The following is a 19,403-nucleotide window of genomic DNA, read 5'->3' as shown; positions in this document are numbered from 1 at the left end:
AGCAGATGATGTACAAAAAAGTCGAAGATTATGTAAAAATTCATAATATGCTGGAGCAAAAAGACAAGGTGATAGCAGGCGTATCGGGAGGGGCAGATTCCGTATGCCTGCTTTATGTACTTTTGGAGCTGAAGAAGAAATACAGTCTGGAGATCAGGGCGGTCCATGTCAATCACTGTCTCCGGGAAGGAGCCGCTGATGAAGATGAAGCCTATGTAAGGAAACTCTGCGCCGGGATGGAAGTGCCTTTGGAAGTGTACCGGATTGATGTGGTCCATCTGGCGAAGGAAGAGGGCATGTCCAGTGAAGAAGCGGGCAGAGCTGCAAGACGAAAGGCATTTGAAGAGGAAGCAGACAAAATGGGCGGAGCGAAGATTGCGCTGGCTCACCACAAAAACGACAATGTAGAAACACTGCTTTTAAATATTGCCAGGGGAACAGGGCTGAAAGGGCTTGGGGGGATACGCCCGGCAGCAGGCAGATATATCCATCCCCTTCTTGGCGTCTCCAGAGAAGAGATAGAGGAGTTTCTGAAAAGAAACCAGCTTTCCTACTGTATGGATGCCACAAATTATGAGGATACTTATACACGGAACCGTATCCGCAATCATATGATTCCATACATGGAACAAAAGATTAATCCCAGATTTACAGATCATGCGTGCAGTATGATGGAGCAGATGGGGAAGCTTTGGGATCATATTGCAGGGGAAGTCTGCATGGCAGAGAAAACAGCGGTAGTATACCGCGAGGATCAGGGGAAAAAAGAAGCGCTGATACAAAAAGCAGTATTTGAAAAAATTCCGGAGGCCCTGCGTCCCTATCTGCTGCACCGGGTAATGGAGAAGGTAGCGGGAAGCCAGAAGGATCTGGCGGGTATTCATTTGGAGCAGACAGAGGAGCTGTTCCGAAAGCAGACGGGCAGGAAACTGGATCTGCCCTATCAGATGTGTGCCCGGCGATGCTATGAAGGCGTGGAGATTTCGAGAAATGACCGGGCCGGGGAATCCGGCGGTGAAGGGGCGCAAAGAGAGCAGTCTGACGGAAGGCTCACAAGAAAAGCAGACAGGGTGAAGATGCGTGTGCTGGATCGGAAGGAAATGCATGAAGAACAGGACGTGACAATTTTTCAAACCCCCTACACGAAATGGTTTGATTATGATATAATTAAAAATAGTGTTACCATCAGGACTCGCCGGCCTGGCGACTATATTACGATAGACAGAAAAGGAAGGACTCAGAAGCTGAAGCAGTATTTTATTAACGAAAAAATCCCCCAAAAGGAAAGGGATGATATTCTGCTTGTGGCAGACGGAAGCCATATTCTTTGGGTGATAGGATATCGGCGGGGGTGTGCCTGTGAGGTGACGGAAAGTACAAGAAAAATTCTGGAAATTACAATAGACGGAGGAGAAAATTATGGCGGAGACAATTAGGGAGCTGGTATCAGAACAGGAAGTTGAGGCAAGAGTATGCGAGCTTGGAAGACAGATCAGTGAGGATTATGCCGGACGGCAGGTGCATCTTATCTGCGTTCTGAAGGGCGGCGTATTTTTTATGTGTGAATTAGCTAAGAGGATTACTGTGCCCGTATCCATGGATTTTATGAGTGTAAGCAGCTATGGAGACGGAACGTCTTCCAGCGGAGTAGTAAAGATCGCGAAGGATCTGGATGAATCTCTGGAAGGGAAGGACGTACTGATCGTGGAAGATATTATCGACTCCGGAAGAACCCTGTCCTATCTGATACAGATTCTGGAAAAAAGGAAACCGAGATCTCTGAAACTGTGTACGCTTCTCGATAAGCCGGAGCGCAGGGTAAAACCTGTAACAGTGGATTATGTGGGATTTAATATACCGGATGAATTTGTTGTAGGCTATGGCCTGGATTATGCGCAAAAATACAGAAATCTGCCATACATCGGTGTTGTAGAAGGTGTGGAGTAGAAAGGAGCAGCAAAGGATTGAATAATAGAAAGAACAGAGGCCTTAGCGGGCTGACGCTTTTAGTGTTTGTAGCCGTACTGTTCGCAGCGCTTTGGTTTACCAATCAGATCGATCAAAGAGAAAAAGTAATTACCTATCAGGAGTTTACACAGCTGGCCGGCGGCGGTGATATTGATACGGTGGAGGTGATTCAGAACAAAAATGTTCCTACCGGACGTTTGGAGATTGCAATGAAATCCGATGTGGAAGGTGCAGAGAGGAAGATTTTGTATGTCTCCGATGTCAATGAGATACAGGATTATCTGCAGGAAAATAATATCAGCTATACTGTTTCAGATATTCCCCAGGATAACTGGTTTATGACCAGTGTTTTCCCGACGCTGCTTATGCTGGGCGGGCTTTTGCTTCTTTTCTTTATGATGAACCGTCAGGGCGGAGGAGCAAATGCGAAGGCGATGAGCTTTGGAAAAAGCCGTGCAAGAATGAGCACAGACCGGGATAAAAAGATCACATTTGCACAGGTGGCAGGCCTGAAGGAAGAGAAAGAAGAGTTGGAGGAAATCGTAGATTTTCTGAAAGCTCCCAAAAAATATATACAGGTAGGGGCAAGGATTCCCAAAGGCGTTCTGCTGGTAGGGCCTCCGGGAACCGGAAAGACTCTGCTGGCAAAGGCCGTAGCAGGAGAGGCGGGCGTTCCGTTTTTCAGCATATCAGGTTCTGACTTCGTGGAGATGTTTGTAGGTGTAGGCGCGTCCCGTGTCAGAGACTTGTTCGAAGAGGCGAAGAAAAACGCCCCCTGCATTATTTTTATTGATGAGATCGATGCGGTTGCCAGAAGAAGGGGCACCGGAATGGGCGGCGGCCATGATGAGAGAGAGCAGACTTTGAATCAGCTCCTTGTAGAGATGGATGGATTCGGAGTGAATGAAGGGATTATCGTGATGTCCGCCACGAACCGCGTAGATATTCTTGATCCGGCTATCCTTCGCCCGGGACGCTTTGACAGAAAGGTTGCAGTAGGAAGACCGGATGTGCAGGGCCGGGAGGAGATCTTGAAAGTTCATGCCAAGGGCAAACCTCTCGGAGATGATGTGGATCTGCAGCAGATCGCACAGACAACTGCAGGATTTACGGGAGCAGATCTTGAAAATCTTTTGAACGAGGCAGCGATCCTTGCAGCGAAGGACGGAAGAGTCTATCTGCAGCAGTCAGACATTCGCCACGCTTTTGTAAAGGTGGGAATCGGAGCAGAGAAGAAGAGCCGTGTGATTTCCGATAAAGAGAAGAGAATTACCGCTTATCACGAAGCAGGGCATGCGATCTTGTTCCATGTTCTTCCGGATGTGGGTCCGGTATACAGTGTGTCTATTATTCCTACAGGAGTAGGGGCGGCAGGTTATACTATGCCTTTGCCGGAGAAGGATGAGCTGTTTAACACAAAGGGAAAAATGCTTCAGGACATTACCGTGGCTCTTGGAGGCCGTGTGGCAGAGGAAGAGATTTTTGACGATATTACCACAGGAGCATCACAGGATATTAAGCAGGCAACAAGTCTGGCAAGATCTATGGTTACGAAGTTTGGTATGTCAGAAAAGATCGGACTGATCAACTATGATAATGACAGCGATGAGATTTTTATCGGACGGGATCTTGCCCATGCATCCAGAGGATATGGGGAGCAGGTTGCTGCTTCTATTGATCAGGAAGTGAAAAATATTATTGATAGCTGCTATGATCGTGCAAGGCAGATTATCCGTAAGTATCACAGTGTACTGGAAGCATGTGCACAGCTATTGTTGGAAAAGGAAAAAATTACCAGAGAAGAATTTGAAGCTCTTTTTGATGGAGTTGAAATTTCGGAAATGTAAAGTCAGGCGGCGATGGAATGAATAAAAAGGCATTATTTTGTGACGGAACAGGGAATTATGTTTTTCCGCCGGAACCTCTTGCGGGACAGCAGGTTACTCTTCAGTTTCGGACCGGGGCCGGAGAAGCAGATCAGGTATTTCTGATCACCGAAAGCCAGGAGTACGAGATGGAAAAGAGAAGCACCTCCGGGGTGTTTGATTATTATGCAGCGGTCGTACAGCTGGGAGAAGACAGATTCCGCTACAGTTTTCGGGTTGTAGCGGGGGAAGAAGTATGTTATTACAATCAGTTCGGGGTGATGCAGGAGAGGATCACAGATTATGCATTTGAGATCGCTCCGGGATTTACGACTCCGGATTGGGCAAAAGGTGCAGTAATGTACCAGATTTTTGTGGATCGCTTTTATAATGGAGATCCATCTAATGATGTGGAGGATGGAGAATATATATATATTGGAGAACCAACTACCAGGGTGCGGGACTGGAACAAATATCCGGCTGATATGGGAGTTCGGGAATTTTATGGAGGAGACTTGAAGGGAGTCCTTGAAAAGCTGGATTATCTTCAGGATCTTGGAGTAGAGGTTATTTATTTTAATCCGCTGTTTGTCTCTCCTTCCAATCATAAATATGACATACAGGATTATGATTACATTGATCCCCACTATGGAGAAATTGTAGAAGACGGGGGAGAAAATCTTCCGTTGGGAGCAGTGGATAATTTACATGCGACTAAATATCAGAAAAGGGTGACAGATAGAAAAAATCTGGAGGCCAGCAACCGATTGTTCATCAGACTGGTGGAAGAGCTCCATAAAAGAGGGATGAAAGTTATTCTGGACGGAGTCTTTAATCACTGCGGTTCTTTCAATAAGTGGATGGATCGAGAGAGGATTTATGAGGGACAGGAAGGTTATGCCAAAGGTGCCTACATTTCTTCAGACAGCCCATACCGCAGTTTCTTTGAGTTTTATGATAATGATAGAAGCTGCTGGCCCTACAATGGGAGTTATGACGGCTGGTGGGAGCATGACACCCTTCCTAAGCTGAATTACGAAGACTCGGCAGAGCTGGAGGATTATATTATTTCCATTGGAAAGAAATGGGTGTCTCCTCCTTATAATGTGGATGGCTGGCGCCTTGATGTTGCGGCTGATCTGGGACACAGTAAGGAGTACAATCATTATTTTTGGAAAAGATTTCGCCGGGAGATAAAAAAAGTGAACCCGGATGCCCTTATTTTGGCGGAACATTACGGGGATCCACAGGAATGGCTGCAGGGAGACGAGTGGGATTCTGTGATGAACTATGATGCGTTTATGGAACCCGTAACCTGGTTCCTTACGGGAATGGAAAAGCACAGTGATGAGGACAGAGAAGAGCTGCATGGAAATACAGACAGTTTTATCCGGGCCATGTTCCACCACATGTCTCATATGCTGACGCCATCTCTCCAGGTTGCCATGAATGAGATTTCCAACCACGATCATTCCCGGTTTCTTACAAGGACCAACCATATGGTGGGCAGGGCCAAGGACCTGGGGCCTGAAAAAGCAGAAGAATATGTAAATCTTGCCGTGATGCGCGAGGCGGTTACCATCCAGATGACCTGGGTAGGAGCGCCGACAATATATTATGGTGATGAAGCGGGACAGTGCGGCTTTACAGATCCGGATAACCGAAGAACCTATCCATGGGGAAACGAGGATCATGATCTTATTGCTTTTCACAAAGAGCTGATCCGGATACACAAACAGTATGAGGTGTTTAAGACCGGATCACTGCAGTGGCTTGTAAAGGAAGAGAATCTTCTGGCCTACGGGCGGTTTAACAGCGACGACCAATTTGTCATTATCATCAATCACAGCAGCGAACTCAAAGAAGTACATGTGCCGGTGTGGGTTCTGGGCGTGCCGCTTAAAGGAGGTATGAGGCGGCTGATCTATTCCTATGAAAACGGGTATACAACAGAATTTGATGAGATTCATGTAGTAGATGGAGAAATTGTAGTGAATATGGGGAGTCATTCTGCCCTGGTTGCAAAGAACAAAGTATTTTAAAACGGGATAAAAATGTGGATGAACATATGGAATAAAAGTCAGAAGACAAAATAAGGGGGCTTTGAAAAGCCCCCTTATTTTGTCAGCACTTCCGCACCATCCTCGGTAATAAGTACCATATATTCGATCTGTGCCGAGAGTCCGTCGTCAATGGTATAGACCGTCCACCCATTGTCTTCGTCGATAAAGAAATCGGGACTACCTTCATTGATCATAGGCTCAATGGTGAACATCATGCCGGGAACAAGAACCATTTCCGTACCCCTGGGCGTTACGTAGCTTACGAAGGGTTCCTCATGAAATTCCAGTCCGATTCCGTGTCCGCCGATATCTTCAACTACAGAATAACCGTTTGCCCGGGCGTGGGAGTTGATGGCATGCGCAATATCGCCCAGATGGCCCCATGGACGCGCTTCTTTCAGACCCAGCTCCACACACTCCTGAGTGACGCGCAGTAATTTTTGGGCTCTTTCATCAACATTGCCGATGGCAAACATGCGGGAAGCATCGGAATAGTACCCGTCCAGAATGGTGGAGACATCTACATTGATGATATCGCCGTCCTGTAAAATCTCCTCTTCGCTGGGGATACCGTGACAGATGACATTATTGATGGAAGTGCACACACTTTTTGGAAAACCTTCGTAATTTAAGGGCGCCGGGATCCCGCCGTGTTCTGTAGTATAATCATAGACCAGACGGTCGATCTGGGCGGTGCTCATACCGGCCTGAATATGGGAGGCAACATGGTCCAGAACGGCTGTGTTCAGAGCAGCACTTTCCCTGATCTTTTTTATCTGCTCCGGAGTCTTTAAAAGAGAACGATCCGGGACGATCTCTCCTTTTGCAGCAAGCGTCCAGAGTTTTACATCATATTTGTGCATTTTTTGATACCTGCTTTCTTTCATGAAATAGATTTCTGATACACAGTATATCCCTTTTCACGTTTCAGGTAAAGGGAGAGAGGCTCTTTTTCCTTGTGCCCGTTTTGAAAATAAGGTATAATGTCCACGTAGGCAATGAGCCGTGCAAAAATGCGAGAAGCGCAAACGCCTGCTTGCAGGCGGTTTGAGGTTTTCGCATTTTTATAGGGCGAAGCCCGTGAGCGAGAACCCGGAGGGTTGGAGCTGGCACGGCGGGTAGCGCACCGGAGGAGGGGCGAAGCCCGTGAGCGAGAACCCGGAGAGTTGGAGCGCGCCAATGTGCACGATAGAAAGGAGTGAATGACTTATGTTGAGAATCGGAATGCTTACCAGCGGTGGTGACTGTCAGGCTTTAAATGCTGCTATGCGAGGAGTAGTAAAGGGACTTTTCTCAAAAAGAAATGATGTGGAGATTTATGGGTTTAAGGATGGATACAAGGGACTGATCTATTCTGAGTTCAAGATGCTTACATCATCTGATTTTTCAGGGATTCTCACAAGGGGAGGAACGATTCTGGGGACGTCCAGACAACCTTTTAAGATGATGAGGGTTCCGGATGAGAATGGTCTGGATAAGGTAGAGGCGATGAAGCATACCTATCATAAGCTGAATCTTGACTGTCTGGTGATACTTGGAGGAAATGGAACACATAAGACAGCCAATCTTCTTCGGGAGGAGGGGTTGAACGTCATTACGCTTCCTAAGACGATTGACAATGATCTGTGGGGAACAGATATGACCTTTGGTTTTCAGAGTGCAGTAGATATTGCAACAGATACCATCGACCGGATCCATACAACCGCAACTTCGCACAGCCGTGTGTTTATTGTAGAGGTAATGGGACATAAAGTCGGATGGGTAACTCTTCATGCAGGAATTGCCGGAGGAGCGGATATCATATTGATTCCGGAAATACCCTACGATATTAAAGTGGTGACAGATGCGATAAAAAGAAGAGCTGATGCCGGCAAGCATTTTACAATTATAGCTGTAGCAGAAGGAGCGATTTCGAAAGAGGATGCCAAGCTTTCCAAAAAAGAGCTGAAGGCGAAGAAAGCGAAGGAAAATTATCCTTCTGTTGCCTATGAAATCGCAGAGAAGATTCAGAAGAAAATGAATCAGGAAGTGCGCATTACCGTGCCGGGACACACTCAAAGAGGGGGCTCCCCCTGTCCTTATGACCGGGTTCTGGCAACCCGTCTGGGAGCGGCTGCAGCGGATATGATCATGGACGGAGATTTCGGTTATATGGTAGCAATCAAGAGGGGAGAGGTGACAAAAACGCCTCTTTCTGAAGTGGCAGGTAAACTGAAAGTAGTGGATCCGGAATCTGGTATTATTAAAGAAGCAAGACTGACAGGAATCAGTTTTGGAGATCAATAGCAGACAGACAAAATCAGTCAGAAGGAGTGCATCAGATGGGATATATGGCATTATACCGGAAGTTCAGGCCCGGTGAATTTGAGGATGTCAAAGGTCAGGATGCGATCGTGACAACATTGAAAAATCAGATACGGACGGACCGTATCGGACATGCGTACCTTTTCTGCGGAACGCGGGGAACGGGGAAAACCACAGTAGCCAAGATTTTTGCCAAAGCGGTGAACTGTGAGCATCCAAATGAGGGAAGTCCGTGCGGAGAATGTGCAATGTGCCGATCCATAGCGGCAGGCACATCCATGAATGTGATAGAGATTGATGCGGCGTCCAACAATGGCGTGGATAATATCCGGGAGATACGTGAGGAAGTTGCATACCGGCCAACGGAAGGAAAATATAAGGTTTATATCATTGACGAGGTCCATATGCTGTCTATCGGGGCATTTAATGCGCTCCTGAAAACATTGGAAGAACCGCCGGAATATGTTATTTTTATTCTGGCAACAACGGAAGCCCACAAAATTCCGGTGACCATCCTGAGCAGATGTCAGAGATATGATTTTAAAAGGATTTCTATTGATACCATATCCGGACGCCTTGATGAACTGATCAAAAAAGAAGGACTGGATGTAGAAGAGAAGGCAGTGCGGTATATTGCCCGGATGGCGGATGGTTCTATGAGGGACGCCCTAAGCCTTCTGGATCAGTGCGCCGCATTTTACATCGGACAGAGGCTGACCATGACAATGTGCTGGAAGTATTGGGGGCGGTTGATGCGGATGTACTCGGCCGCCTTCTTGAACAGCTTCTTGCCCGGGATGTGAAGAAAGTGATTGAAACAGTGGATGAACTGGTTATGCAGGGAAGAGAGCTTTCGCAATTGTCAGCAGATTTCACCTGGTATCTTCGCAATCTGCTTCTTGTAAAAAGTTCGGAAGAGATGGAAGATGTGCTGGATGTATCAACAGAGAATCTGGAGAGGATCAAGGAAGAAGCAAAGAGGATTGAAACCGATGAACTGATCCGTTATATACGGATTTTCTCGGACCTTAGCAATCAATTGAAGTATGCAACGCAGAAGAGAGTGCTTACAGAAGTAACTTTTATCCGGCTGTGCCGTCCCCAGATGGAGGTGAAGACAGACACCATTCTCTCCAGAATACGTGCTCTGGAAGATGAGGTAAAGAAAAAGCTGGCAGCACCGCCAGAGGGACAAAGAACCGTATATGTTCAGAATACGGAGAAAGAGGAAATACATCCGAAACCCAAGCTGCCAAAGGCACTGAGTGAGGATGTGAGGGCAGTAGCGGCGAATTTCGGACAGATCCGGGAAGCGGCGCCGGCAGGGCTTAGACAGTATCTGAAAAAGGCCCGCTTAAGTGCAGGAGAAAATAATCACCTGATCATTGTGCTGGAGGACGAGGTGAGCGCAGGCTTTGTGGGCACAGAGGAACATAAAAACGAAATCAAGCGCATCATTGCTGAGAAAACCGGCAAAGAAATGGATATAGATGTGCGGCAGGTAGAAAACGGGCGCACTTTCGAGGACAGCTATGTGGATATCGAGGAGGTTATTCACATGGAGATCACAGAAGAAGAGGAATAAGACATTATCACACAATATTTGGAATAACAGTATTTGAAATAAGGAGGATATTTACATGGCGAAAAGAGGAGGATTTCCCGGAGGAATGCCGGGAAACATGGCAAATTTAATGAAACAGGCGCAGAAGATGCAGCGTCAGATGGAAGAACAGGCAAAAGAAATGGAGACAAAGGAATTTTCTGCTACAGCAGGAGGCGGTGCGGTAGAGGCGACAGTCTCCGGAACAAAGAAGCTCCTGAAAGTGAAGCTGGATGAAGAAGCGGTAGATCCGGATGATGTGGAAATGCTGGAAGATATGATCGTTGCAGCTGTGAATGAAGCGATGGACAAGGCCGATGCGGAATCAGCGGCCGGCATGTCACGGCTGACCGGCGGTATGGGCGGCGGAATGCCGGGACTTTTCTAGGCTTGGCGGTGACGATCTATGGATTATTACAGCAGTCAGATAAGCAAACTGATTGAGCAGTTTTCCCGGCTTCCTGGAATCGGACCAAAGTCCGCACAAAGACTGGCATTTCATTTGATCCATATGCCGGATGATCAGGTGCGTGAGCTGGCGGATACGATCGTGAAAGCAAAGGAAAATGTCCGCTACTGTTCTGTGTGCTGTACACTGACGGATCAGGAAATCTGCCCTATCTGTGCCAGCAAGGAGAGGGATCACAAGACGATTATGGTAGTGGAAACCCCCAGAGATCTGGCAGCTTATGAAAAGACGGGAAAATATGATGGTGTCTATCATGTCCTTCACGGCGCGATCTCTCCGATGCTGGGGATCGGGCCTGGTGATATTAAGCTGAAAGAGCTGATGGAGCGTTTAAGAGATGATGTGAATGAGGTGATCATCGCAACCAATTCCAGCTTGGAGGGGGAGACAACTGCAATGTATATCAGCAAACTGATCAAACCTGTTGGGATTAAGGTGAGCCGTATTGCCAGTGGTGTTCCTGTAGGAGGAGATCTGGAATATATCGATGAGGTAACGCTTCTTCGGGCGCTGGAAGGAAGGACGGAGATATAGAAAATGTCTGGTAAGAAAAAAGTGACTTCTACTGATATTGCACGGGCAGCAGGAGTTTCACAGTCTACAGTATCGATGGTGCTTAACAGAAAATACAATGTATCTTTCTCTAAAGAAACAGTAGAGAAAGTGGAAAAGGCTGCCAGAGAACTGGGGTATGTACTTCCGAAGAGAAAACTCCGCCGGGAGAGCCGGGGAGAAAAACTGTTGGTCGTATTCTGTTCCAATTTGACGAATCCGTATTATGTGATGCTTCTGCAGGGGATTGAGTCGAGGGCAAAGGAGCAGGGATATGGCCTCTTTGTCTGTAATACTCAAAGAGACCTGAAAATGGAAGAACGATATCTGAAAATGATGAAGTCACTTAAACCGCTGGGGATTATCTATACCTGCAATCCCAGTCATTGTTTTATGGATACGGTGGAAAAGCTGGCAGAGGAGATCCCTGTTGTCATAGTAAATAATCAGAATGAGCGCCTCAATGTGGATGCGGTAGAGCTGGACAACTCCAAACTGGGGCGGATCATGGCAAAACATTTGCTGGATTTAGGTCACAAAAAAGTTGCTTATATAGCGCCTCCGCTTACAGTAAGGCAGAAACAGCGCTCCAAGAGAGTAGAAGGATTTCTGAAAGAGTTTGAAAAGGCCGGTCTAAAGGATCAGGTTGTGATCCGGGCAGCGGCAGAAGAACTGGATCAGGATGTGGCACATATTGATTCGGAATATCTGATCGGTTATGAGCTGACAAAAGAGCTTCTGGAGGAACGGACAGAGGTGACAGCCATCGTGGGACTGAACGATATGATCGCCTTCGGAATCCTGGACGCTTTGCAGGAGGCAAAGCTGAAAGTGCCGGGGGATGTCTCTGTTATGGGATGCGATAATACGCTGTTTGCCAGAATGCATAAGGTATCTCTTACTACAATTGAGCATTTCGTCATCTTTAAAGGGAGGGATGCCTGCGATATCATTATGAAGAAAATCGCGTCCCAGCGGACAAAATATTATGACATTGACCCCATCAGTACCTACCATGTGGAGTATGAACCGAAGCTGATCCAGAGAGGGACAACTTCCTATCCCAGGCGGGCAAAAAAATAAAATTAATGCATTTGAAGAAAATATTAATAATAATTTTTGGATAGCAGGATAAAAGTATTTGAAATCCAGGCAAAAAGACAGGTTATATAATCAAAACAGCAAAAGAGTTAAAACAATGCATTGATAAATCTATATAATTAATAAGATAAATTATTAATAAAAAAGGAGTCCTATTGACCTGATTCTTCTTTGGAGGATATAATAGAATCAACGAACCAAGCATCGATTTTAAAGGAGGAAATAAGGATGAAATTTTTTATTGACACAGCCAAAGTAGAGGATATCAAAAAGGCAAATGATATGGGCGTGATCTGTGGAGTAACGACAAATCCGTCTTTGATCGCAAAGGAAGGACGCGTGTTTGAAGAAGTGATCGCGGAGATTGCGTCTATCGTGGACGGTCCGATCAGCGGTGAAGTAAAGGCTACAACAGTTGACGCTGAAGGGATGATCAAAGAAGGACGTGAGATTGCGAAGATCCATCCCAACATGGTTGTGAAGATTCCTATGACTGTAGAAGGACTTAAGGCCTGCAAACAGCTTTCATCCGAGGGAATCAAGACAAATGTTACACTGATCTTTACTGCAAACCAGGCTCTTCTGGCAGCAAGAGCAGGGGCGACTTATGTATCTCCATTCCTGGGACGTCTGGATGACATTTCTGTAAGAGGTGTGGATCTGATCCGTGAAATTGCAGAAATCTTCGAGATCGCAGGAGATATTGACACACAGATCATTGCAGCAAGTATACGTCATCCAATGCATGTGACAGACTGCGCGCTGGCAGGAGCACATATTGCAACTGTACCGTATGCAGTTATTGAGAAAATGACAAAACATCCTCTGACAGATGTGGGAATCGAGAAATTCCAGGCCGACTATAAAGCTGTATTTGGGGAATAGGTTAAGAGGGCTGATGAATAAAAGCAGGAGGCAATTTTCATGAATAAAAAAGAATTAATGAAGACTGCAAATGAGATCCGAAAGGGAGTGCTTACTGCAACTCACAGTGCGAAGTCCGGACATCCGGGCGGATCTTTGTCTGCAGCAGATATTTATACGTATCTCTATTTTGAAGAGATGAATATCGATCCAAAAAATCCGAAAAAGGCAGATCGTGACCGGTTTGTGCTGTCCAAAGGACATACAGCACCGGGATATTATTCTGCACTGGCACAGAAAGGGTTTTTCCCGGTAGAAGATCTGACTACGCTTCGTAAGACAGGCTCTTATCTCCAGGGACATCCGGATATGAAGCATATTCCGGGAGTGGATATGTCTTCAGGATCTCTGGGACAGGGAATTTCAGCAGCCGTAGGAATGGCGATTTCAGCCAAATTATCCGGTGACACATACCGTGTGTACACACTTCTGGGTGATGGCGAGATCCAGGAAGGCCAGGTGTGGGAGGCGGCTATGCTGGCAGCTCACCGCAAGCTGGACAACCTGGTTGTGATCGTGGACAATAATAATCTCCAGATTGACGGTAAAATTACAGAAGTTAATTCTCCGTACCCGATCGATAAGAAATTTGAGGCATTTAATTTCCATGTTATCAATATTGACGGACATAATTTTGATGAGATAGCTGCAGCGTTTAAGGAAGCAAGAGAGACGAAAGGGCAGCCGACAGCTATTATTGCAAAGACAGTGAAAGGAAAAGGAGTTTCCTTTATGGAAAATCAGGTTTCCTGGCATGGAAGCGCTCCAAATGATGAGCAGTATGCAGCTGCAATGGAAGAGTTAGAAAAGGCAGGTGAAGCAATATGTCAGATGTAAAGAAAATTGCTACAAGAGAAAGCTATGGAAATGCATTGGCAGAACTTGGGAAAAAACATGAGGATATTGTAGTCCTGGACGCCGACCTGGCAGCAGCTACAAAGACAGGCGTATTCAAGAAAGCGTTTCCGGAGCGTCATATAGACTGTGGTATTGCGGAGTCCAATATGATGGGAGTTGCAGCGGGAATCGCAGCAACAGGAAAGGTTCCTTTTGCAAGCTCTTTTGCCATGTTTGCAGCAGGGCGTGCGTTTGAGCAGGTGAGAAACTCCATCGGCTATCCGAAATTAAATGTGAAGATCGGAGCGACACATGCCGGCATCTCTGTAGGAGAGGACGGGGCTACCCATCAGTGCAACGAGGATATCGCGCTGATGAGAACCATTCCGGGTATGGTTGTGATCAATCCTTCCGATGATGTGGAGGCAAAAGCAGCGGTAGAAGCGGCTTATGAACATCAGGGCCCTGTATATCTGCGTTTTGGACGTCTTGCAGTTCCGGTTATCAACGATAATCCGGATTACAAATTTGAGCTTGGCAAGGCAGTTGTTCTCCGTGAAGGAACAGACGTTACCATTATTGCTACAGGTCTTACTGTGTCAGAATCTCTGGAAGCAGCGAAGAAGCTTGAAGCAGATGGGATCAGTGCACAGGTGATTAATATGCATACCATTAAACCTCTGGATGAGGAAGCTGTGATCAGTGCAGCTGCAAAGACAGGCAAGATCGTGACAGTGGAAGAGCATTCTATTATCGGAGGCCTGGGAAGTGCAGTATGTGATGTAGTTGCGGAAAAAGCTCCGGCGAAAGTGATGAAGATCGGTATCAACGATACATTCGGAGAATCCGGTCCGGCTGTAGAATTGATCCGCAAATACGGATTAGATGCCGAAAGTATCTATGAAAAAATAAAGAAATTCTGCGAATAGCAATAAAAAAGCAGCACCTGTCATGGGCTGCTTTTTTTTTCGGAAATAACAGAGCCATCCAGCAGAGTGTTTGGGCTGACCTGGAAGAAGCGTGCAAGAGCCAGTACTTCATAGTCAGGAACAAAACGGCTGCCCTGTTCAATTCTAAGGATCGTCAGATCACTGAAATCATAACCCTGAAGCTGTAACTTCTCTGCAAGTTCTTTTTGGGTCAGTTTTGCCTGTTTGCGCAGCACCCGGATGGATGGGCCAATGATATTTTTTGTTTTTCCGTTCCAGTATATTTTCATATCGATCCCTGCCCAAAATATTTTCTGTGTCTAGTATGTTAAAAAGGCAACGTATTTATATTGATATTAGACCAATTAATTGATAAAATACTTCTAAAGATGAAGTTTTTTGGCGAAATAGGGGAATGACAGTAACAGGAAAGGTATGTGAGGAGGGAGCGGGATGCATCAGACTACAGCGCTTCACGAAAGCGGATTTGATGGGGAAAAGAAAGATGATCGAAAGATATTAAAGCAATATCTGGAAAAGATAATGGGATATATGGAGGAAAATAAGTACAGCAGAAAAAGATTTCTTGTTCTTCCCTATCGGAAAAATGAATTTGTTCTTGATGAAGAAGAAATTGAATATATAGAGAGGGATAAAAGAATTACTAAAATTCACACATTAACTGGAATTGTCCTTACGACCATGAAAATGTCAGAGGTGGAAGCGTATCTGGATAAGGAAAGATTTGTAATGTGCCATAACAGTTTTATTGTGAATATGGAGAAAATCCGTATCTTTGGAAGAGCGGAAATTACACTTCGCAGCGGAGACAAGGTACCTATCAGCAGATCTCACTGGAAGCAGACAAGAGATACATTTGAAAGATGGACAGAAGAAAATATGAAAAAAGGCGGCGTGTAGCTGCCTTTTTTATTCTGACAGAAAAGAACAGAGCTGTATGCCGGAGACAGACGGAAGATGTCGAAGGTGGAAAAAAGAAAACGGAAACTTCTGTGGACAGGCTCCAGCTTATGATAAAATGCGCAAAAACCTTATGCTATGATAATCAAAAATATGCAATGAGGTGAGAGTATATGGAAAGAAAGTTTCCGAAGAATGTAAGGCAGGTAGGAAACGTATGCGACACGCCCAAAATTTACGTGGAAGATTACGTAGATACTTACCTTGCCCAGTTAAGGGACAAGGCGTCGGACATGCCTGTAGGAGCGCTTCTGATGGGAGAAAGCCTGTCGATAGAAGGACAGGAATGTGTGTGCATTACCGGTGCGGTCCAGATAAAGGAAGTAGAAGAAAATGCAGGGGAGATCAAGATCCTGCCCGGTATTCTGGAAGAAGCAAAAGAGGAGTGCAAAACTTATTTTCCGGAAAAAGATATAGTAGGATGGTTCCTGATCGCTCCCGGCAGGCCGATGACATTGTCCGGCAGTATGGTGAAGATCCATGAACAGATTTTTACAAAGAAGAATAGTATTTTCATATTAAAGCATGCAGAAGAGGACGAAGAGATTTATTTCGCATACAAATATCATGAATTAATGCAGATGGGCGGATATTATATTTTCTATGAAAAAAACCCGGAGATGCAGAATTACATGATCAATACACGGCGGCAGATTGGCGTGACACCCAGTGAAGTGGTTGAGGATCGAGCTGCAAAGAATTTTCGTTCTGCGATAAAAGAAAAAATGGAAGTGCAAGAGCAGAAAAATAATTCCAAGCTGGTATATCTTACAAGTGCGCTGCTGGTTGTGGTAGTGCTGGCAATCGGTATCTCGACCATGAATAATTATGATAAGATGAACTCTGTACAGTCTTCTATAGAAACGCTGTCAAAATCCGTGCAGGGCAGCGGCGAGGAAGAGAGGCAGACGGAAGCCGGCGCTGATGCGAAAGCGGCAGATGATCCGGACAGTGAGGAGGCGGCTGCCCAGGGGGATAGCGGGCAGGAGGAAGAGGCTTCTTCGGACATACAGCCTCCTATATCTACTATACAGGAAGAATTAAGCGAGGAAGATTATTATACAGTACAAAGGGGAGATACACTGGACAAGATCAGCCTGAAATTGTACGGAACAACAGAAGAAGCGGAGGCAATCTGTAAAATGAACGGGCTCACAGATGGGAACCTTATTTTCATTGGTCAGAAATTGCTGCTACCATAACAGGGGAAGAGTGTGTTATACTGTACGCATAACGTAGACTAAAGAGGTTGATTTATGAAGCTAAGGAAAAAAAGTAAACTCCAGGGAGAGCAGGAAAAGGAACAGACACAGAAGATGCCGACAGAGGGCATGGAGGATTACTCTATAGAGGAGCTGGAAGAGCAGATCAAAAGCCATAAGACGAAAATGCGCCGGCGAACGATCATCGGCACGGCGGCAGTTATACTGGCTTTGATTGGGGTGTATCTGGTTATTCAGCTCCAGACATATACATCGGTAAGAACAATTGATGTTTATCGTTCGGAAAATTCGGGGAACAGCAGTTACAAAGAATTTGCCGACGGAGTGCTTAAATACAGCCGGGATGGAATATCTTTTCTCAATAGAAAAGGAGAGGAAGAGTGGAATCAGTCTTATCAGATTCAAAATCCGGTTATTACTGTTTACGGAGAATCGGCAGCAGTTGCGGACAAAGGCGGAAACAGTATTGAAGTATTTACAAAAGAAGGTTTAAAGGGAGAAATAGAGACTACGCGGCCCATAGAGAAAATCGCAGTATCTTCCCAGGGTATTGTGGCGGCTATTTTGAAAGATGATGCTTCGCCGCAGATTATATGTTATGATGCGGCGGGAAATGTGCTTGCAGAATTGTCGGCGTCTCTGGCGGGAACCGGATATCCTCTCAACATCAGTTTGTCGGATGATGGAACAATCCTTCTGGTATCTTATCTTGTGATCCAGAATGGAAAAGCATCGACAAATGTATATTACTATAATTTCGGAGAAGGAGGAAAGGAAGCTGATAATTATGAAATTGTGACGGATAATTATGAAGATATGACAGCTCCTTCCGCTTTTTTCCTTGATCAGGAAACGTCTGTGATTGTAGGAAATAATCGATTGCTGATCTATAAAGGGAAGGAAACGCCTAAACTGGCTCAGACAGTAGAGCTGGAGAAAGAAATAAAAAGCGTATTTTACAGCACAAGATATATAGGACTTATACTGAAAAATGAAGGAGAAGAAGGGAATGAACTCTGTCTTTACAATAAAAACGGAAAGAAGGTCCTCTCCGAAAATTTCAGTGGAGATTATTCCAACGTAAAAATATGCGGCAGTCAGGTTATTATGTATGAAGGGAAAAAGTGCAGCGTTTTTACAAGAAACGGAATCAAAAAATTTGACGGAGAACTGAATGAGACAATACAGGAAATGTTCCCGATCCTGGGCGTTAATAAATACATTGTGATGAATGCAAACGGAATGGAAGTGGTTCGGTTTGTAAAATAAGGAGAGCTTATGAATTGGATAGTGATTACAACAGGGATCATTTTTTTGATCTGCATTGTAGTAGGAATTTACAGAGGAGCAGTTAAAATAGCAGTATCTTTGGCAGCGACTATCGTAACTTTTGTGCTGGTATTTTTCCTCACGCCCTATGTGAGCGAAGGGATTATAAGTATGACTCCGCTGGATACTATGATTGAGGATCAGGCGGTAAGCGCCATTGGCGGTATGTTTTCATCGGGAGACGAGGAAAATACAGGCTCTATGATGACGGAGGAGAATATCAGAAGAGCGTTGAATGCAGCGGGCATTACAGAAGAACAGCTGAATGCGGCGGGCATTACAATACAGGATATTATTAATGGGAATATATCGGATGAAGAGTTGGCGGAGTACGGAATTTCCAGCAGCCTTCTTTCCGGGCTGCGCTCTGGAGGCGAGGAGGGTGAAAGCTTGCTGGAAGAAGCGGAAATACCAAAGGATGCACAAGTGGCGGCGATAGAAGGGGCGGATATTCCGGAAATATTTAAATCACTTCTGCTTACAAATAATAATGAAGATATATATGAAAAGCTGGGCGCAGATACTTTTGTGCAGTATATAGCAAAAGCAGCGGCAAAACTGATCATTAATATTCTGGCATTTATTCTTACCTTTATTATTATTACGATTATACTTCGCGCCGTTATTTTTGCATTGGACATTATAGCGAATTTGCCGGTGCTCGGATTGATCAACCGCCTTGCCGGGGGGATTCTCGGTGCGGGAGGGGCGCTGATCATCGTGTGGGTTTTGTTTATGTTTGTCACGTTTCTTTATACGACGTCTTTCGGAAAGGAAGCTTACACAGCAATTCAGAATAATGGAATCCTAAGAGTTATATATGAATTTAATCCGATCATGAAACTTGCGGTCACTCTAAGATAGTGGCCGCAAGTTTGTATTATTCAATAGAAATCTGCCGTTAAAGCGGCCGCGCTCGGCGCGAGAGTTCCGCTTGCGGAACTCTTTGCTCTGTAGGCTTCGAGCAGAGGAAATAAAGAAAAATAAAAAAGTAAAAGAAAAATAGAAAAAAAGGTTGACTTTGAAAAATAGAAGTGATATTATATCAAAGCTGTCGCGTGAGACGGCGCAAAACAACTTCATCTCATCTCTTCTTCTTTCTGATTCGGGAGAATACGGAAAAAGAAAAAATGAAAAAAGTTGTTGACAAACATCAAGCGACATGATAAACTGTAGAAGTTGTCGCTGATGAGCGAAACAAGCAGAAAGCACCTTGATAACTGAACAATAGACAACGACCCTGAAAATTTCTAAG

Annotated in this window: 20 protein-coding genes; 17 read left to right on the top strand and 3 right to left on the bottom strand. The window is 45.3% G+C overall.

Going from position 1 to position 19,403, the window contains the following annotated elements:
• Window positions 1-5 precede the first annotated feature (5 nt).
• From tilS to WJ238_RS05910, 4 genes are read left to right on the top strand one after another with little or no spacing between them, the layout of a single operon-like run.
• On the top strand, window positions 6-1,436 hold the full coding sequence (gene tilS, locus WJ238_RS05925) for a tRNA lysidine(34) synthetase TilS (protein WP_337606419.1): 1,431 nt from the start codon (window positions 6-8) through the stop codon (window positions 1,434-1,436).
• Complete coding sequence (hpt, locus tag WJ238_RS05920) at window positions 1,420-1,947, top strand: hypoxanthine phosphoribosyltransferase (protein ID WP_230104945.1); 528 nt, start codon at window positions 1,420-1,422, stop codon at window positions 1,945-1,947. Before tilS ends, hpt begins: the two co-directional genes overlap by 17 nt.
• Window positions 1,948-1,964: 17 nt before the next feature.
• Entirely contained in the window at window positions 1,965-3,815 is a 1,851-nt protein-coding gene (gene ftsH / locus WJ238_RS05915) for an ATP-dependent zinc metalloprotease FtsH (protein ID WP_316267680.1), read from the top strand.
• A 17-nt stretch (window positions 3,816-3,832) separates the two neighbouring features.
• Window positions 3,833-5,875 carry a glycoside hydrolase family 13 protein gene (locus tag WJ238_RS05910; protein WP_337606418.1) on the top strand — a complete coding sequence of 681 codons (2,043 nt, stop codon included), beginning with the start codon at window positions 3,833-3,835 and terminating at the stop codon, window positions 5,873-5,875.
• A gap of 74 nt (window positions 5,876-5,949) precedes the next feature.
• Here the strand turns inward: WJ238_RS05910 and map are convergent, their stop codons facing one another.
• Window positions 5,950-6,759: a type I methionyl aminopeptidase gene (gene map / locus WJ238_RS05905; RefSeq protein ID WP_337606417.1), complete on the bottom strand. Its 810-nt coding sequence runs from the start codon at window positions 6,757-6,759 to the stop codon at window positions 5,950-5,952.
• Window positions 6,760-7,105: 346 nt separating this feature from the next.
• On the opposite strand from map, the gene WJ238_RS05900 reads away from it, so the two are divergent.
• The 9 genes from WJ238_RS05900 (at window position 7,106) to WJ238_RS05860 (ending at window position 14,615) form a co-directional block, all read left to right on the top strand.
• Entirely contained in the window at window positions 7,106-8,182 is a 1,077-nt protein-coding gene (locus WJ238_RS05900) for a 6-phosphofructokinase (RefSeq protein ID WP_337606415.1), read from the top strand.
• 35 nt (window positions 8,183-8,217) lie between these two features.
• Entirely contained in the window at window positions 8,218-9,003 is a 786-nt protein-coding gene (gene dnaX, locus WJ238_RS05895; protein ID WP_337606413.1) for a DNA polymerase III subunit gamma/tau, read from the top strand.
• On the top strand, window positions 8,928-9,785 hold the full coding sequence (locus tag WJ238_RS05890; protein WP_337606412.1) for a hypothetical protein: 858 nt from the start codon (window positions 8,928-8,930) through the stop codon (window positions 9,783-9,785). Before dnaX ends, WJ238_RS05890 begins: the two co-directional genes overlap by 76 nt.
• A 55-nt stretch (window positions 9,786-9,840) precedes the next feature.
• Entirely contained in the window at window positions 9,841-10,191 is a 351-nt protein-coding gene (locus tag WJ238_RS05885; RefSeq protein ID WP_230104951.1) for a YbaB/EbfC family nucleoid-associated protein, read from the top strand.
• An 18-nt stretch (window positions 10,192-10,209) separates the two neighbouring features.
• Entirely contained in the window at window positions 10,210-10,806 is a 597-nt protein-coding gene (recR, locus tag WJ238_RS05880; protein WP_230104952.1) for a recombination mediator RecR, read from the top strand.
• Between the two features lie 3 nt (window positions 10,807-10,809).
• Window positions 10,810-11,907, top strand: a complete 1,098-nt coding sequence (locus tag WJ238_RS05875) for a LacI family DNA-binding transcriptional regulator (RefSeq protein ID WP_316267676.1) — start codon at window positions 10,810-10,812, stop codon at window positions 11,905-11,907.
• Window positions 11,908-12,153: 246 nt separating this feature from the next.
• Entirely contained in the window at window positions 12,154-12,810 is a 657-nt protein-coding gene (gene fsa, locus WJ238_RS05870) for a fructose-6-phosphate aldolase (RefSeq protein ID WP_230104954.1), read from the top strand.
• A gap of 39 nt (window positions 12,811-12,849) precedes the next feature.
• A complete protein-coding gene (locus WJ238_RS05865) occupies window positions 12,850-13,686 on the top strand; it encodes a transketolase (protein ID WP_230104955.1) in 837 nt (278 codons plus the stop codon).
• Window positions 13,674-14,615 (top strand): transketolase family protein, encoded by a 942-nt coding sequence (locus tag WJ238_RS05860; RefSeq protein ID WP_316271661.1) that lies wholly within the window; start codon window positions 13,674-13,676, stop codon window positions 14,613-14,615. The genes WJ238_RS05865 and WJ238_RS05860 overlap by 13 nt, the downstream gene beginning before the upstream one ends.
• Before the next feature lie 20 nt (window positions 14,616-14,635).
• Here WJ238_RS05860 and WJ238_RS05855 read toward each other — a convergent pair whose 3' ends face one another.
• Window positions 14,636-14,905 (bottom strand): helix-turn-helix domain-containing protein, encoded by a 270-nt coding sequence (locus tag WJ238_RS05855; RefSeq protein WP_230104957.1) that lies wholly within the window; start codon window positions 14,903-14,905, stop codon window positions 14,636-14,638.
• A 163-nt stretch (window positions 14,906-15,068) separates the two neighbouring features.
• On the opposite strand from WJ238_RS05855, the gene WJ238_RS05850 reads away from it, so the two are divergent.
• The 4 genes from WJ238_RS05850 (at window position 15,069) to WJ238_RS05835 (ending at window position 19,012) form a co-directional block, all read left to right on the top strand.
• Window positions 15,069-15,536: a LytR/AlgR family response regulator transcription factor gene (locus tag WJ238_RS05850; protein ID WP_337606410.1), complete on the top strand. Its 468-nt coding sequence runs from the start codon at window positions 15,069-15,071 to the stop codon at window positions 15,534-15,536.
• 173 nt (window positions 15,537-15,709) lie between these two features.
• Window positions 15,710-16,798 carry a LysM peptidoglycan-binding domain-containing protein gene (locus WJ238_RS05845; RefSeq protein ID WP_316267671.1) on the top strand — a complete coding sequence of 363 codons (1,089 nt, stop codon included), beginning with the start codon at window positions 15,710-15,712 and terminating at the stop codon, window positions 16,796-16,798.
• Between the two features lie 54 nt (window positions 16,799-16,852).
• Window positions 16,853-18,088, top strand: a complete 1,236-nt coding sequence (locus tag WJ238_RS05840) for a DUF5711 family protein (protein ID WP_316267669.1) — start codon at window positions 16,853-16,855, stop codon at window positions 18,086-18,088.
• Between the two features lie 9 nt (window positions 18,089-18,097).
• Window positions 18,098-19,012, top strand: a complete 915-nt coding sequence (locus tag WJ238_RS05835; RefSeq protein WP_230104961.1) for a CvpA family protein — start codon at window positions 18,098-18,100, stop codon at window positions 19,010-19,012.
• Here WJ238_RS05835 and WJ238_RS05830 read toward each other — a convergent pair.
• Window positions 19,004-19,403, bottom strand: a 400-nt coding sequence (locus WJ238_RS05830; protein WP_337606409.1) for a hypothetical protein, incomplete at its 5' end; no start/stop codon positions are given. The two genes, WJ238_RS05835 and WJ238_RS05830, sit on opposite strands and share 9 nt — an antisense overlap.

The sequence above is a fragment of the Claveliimonas sp. genome (assembly GCF_037273965.1).
GTDB lineage: Bacteria > Bacillota > Clostridia > Lachnospirales > Lachnospiraceae > Claveliimonas > Claveliimonas bilis.
The sequence above is the reverse complement of the archived record's forward strand: the minus strand, read 5'-3'. Positions and strand labels throughout refer to the sequence as shown.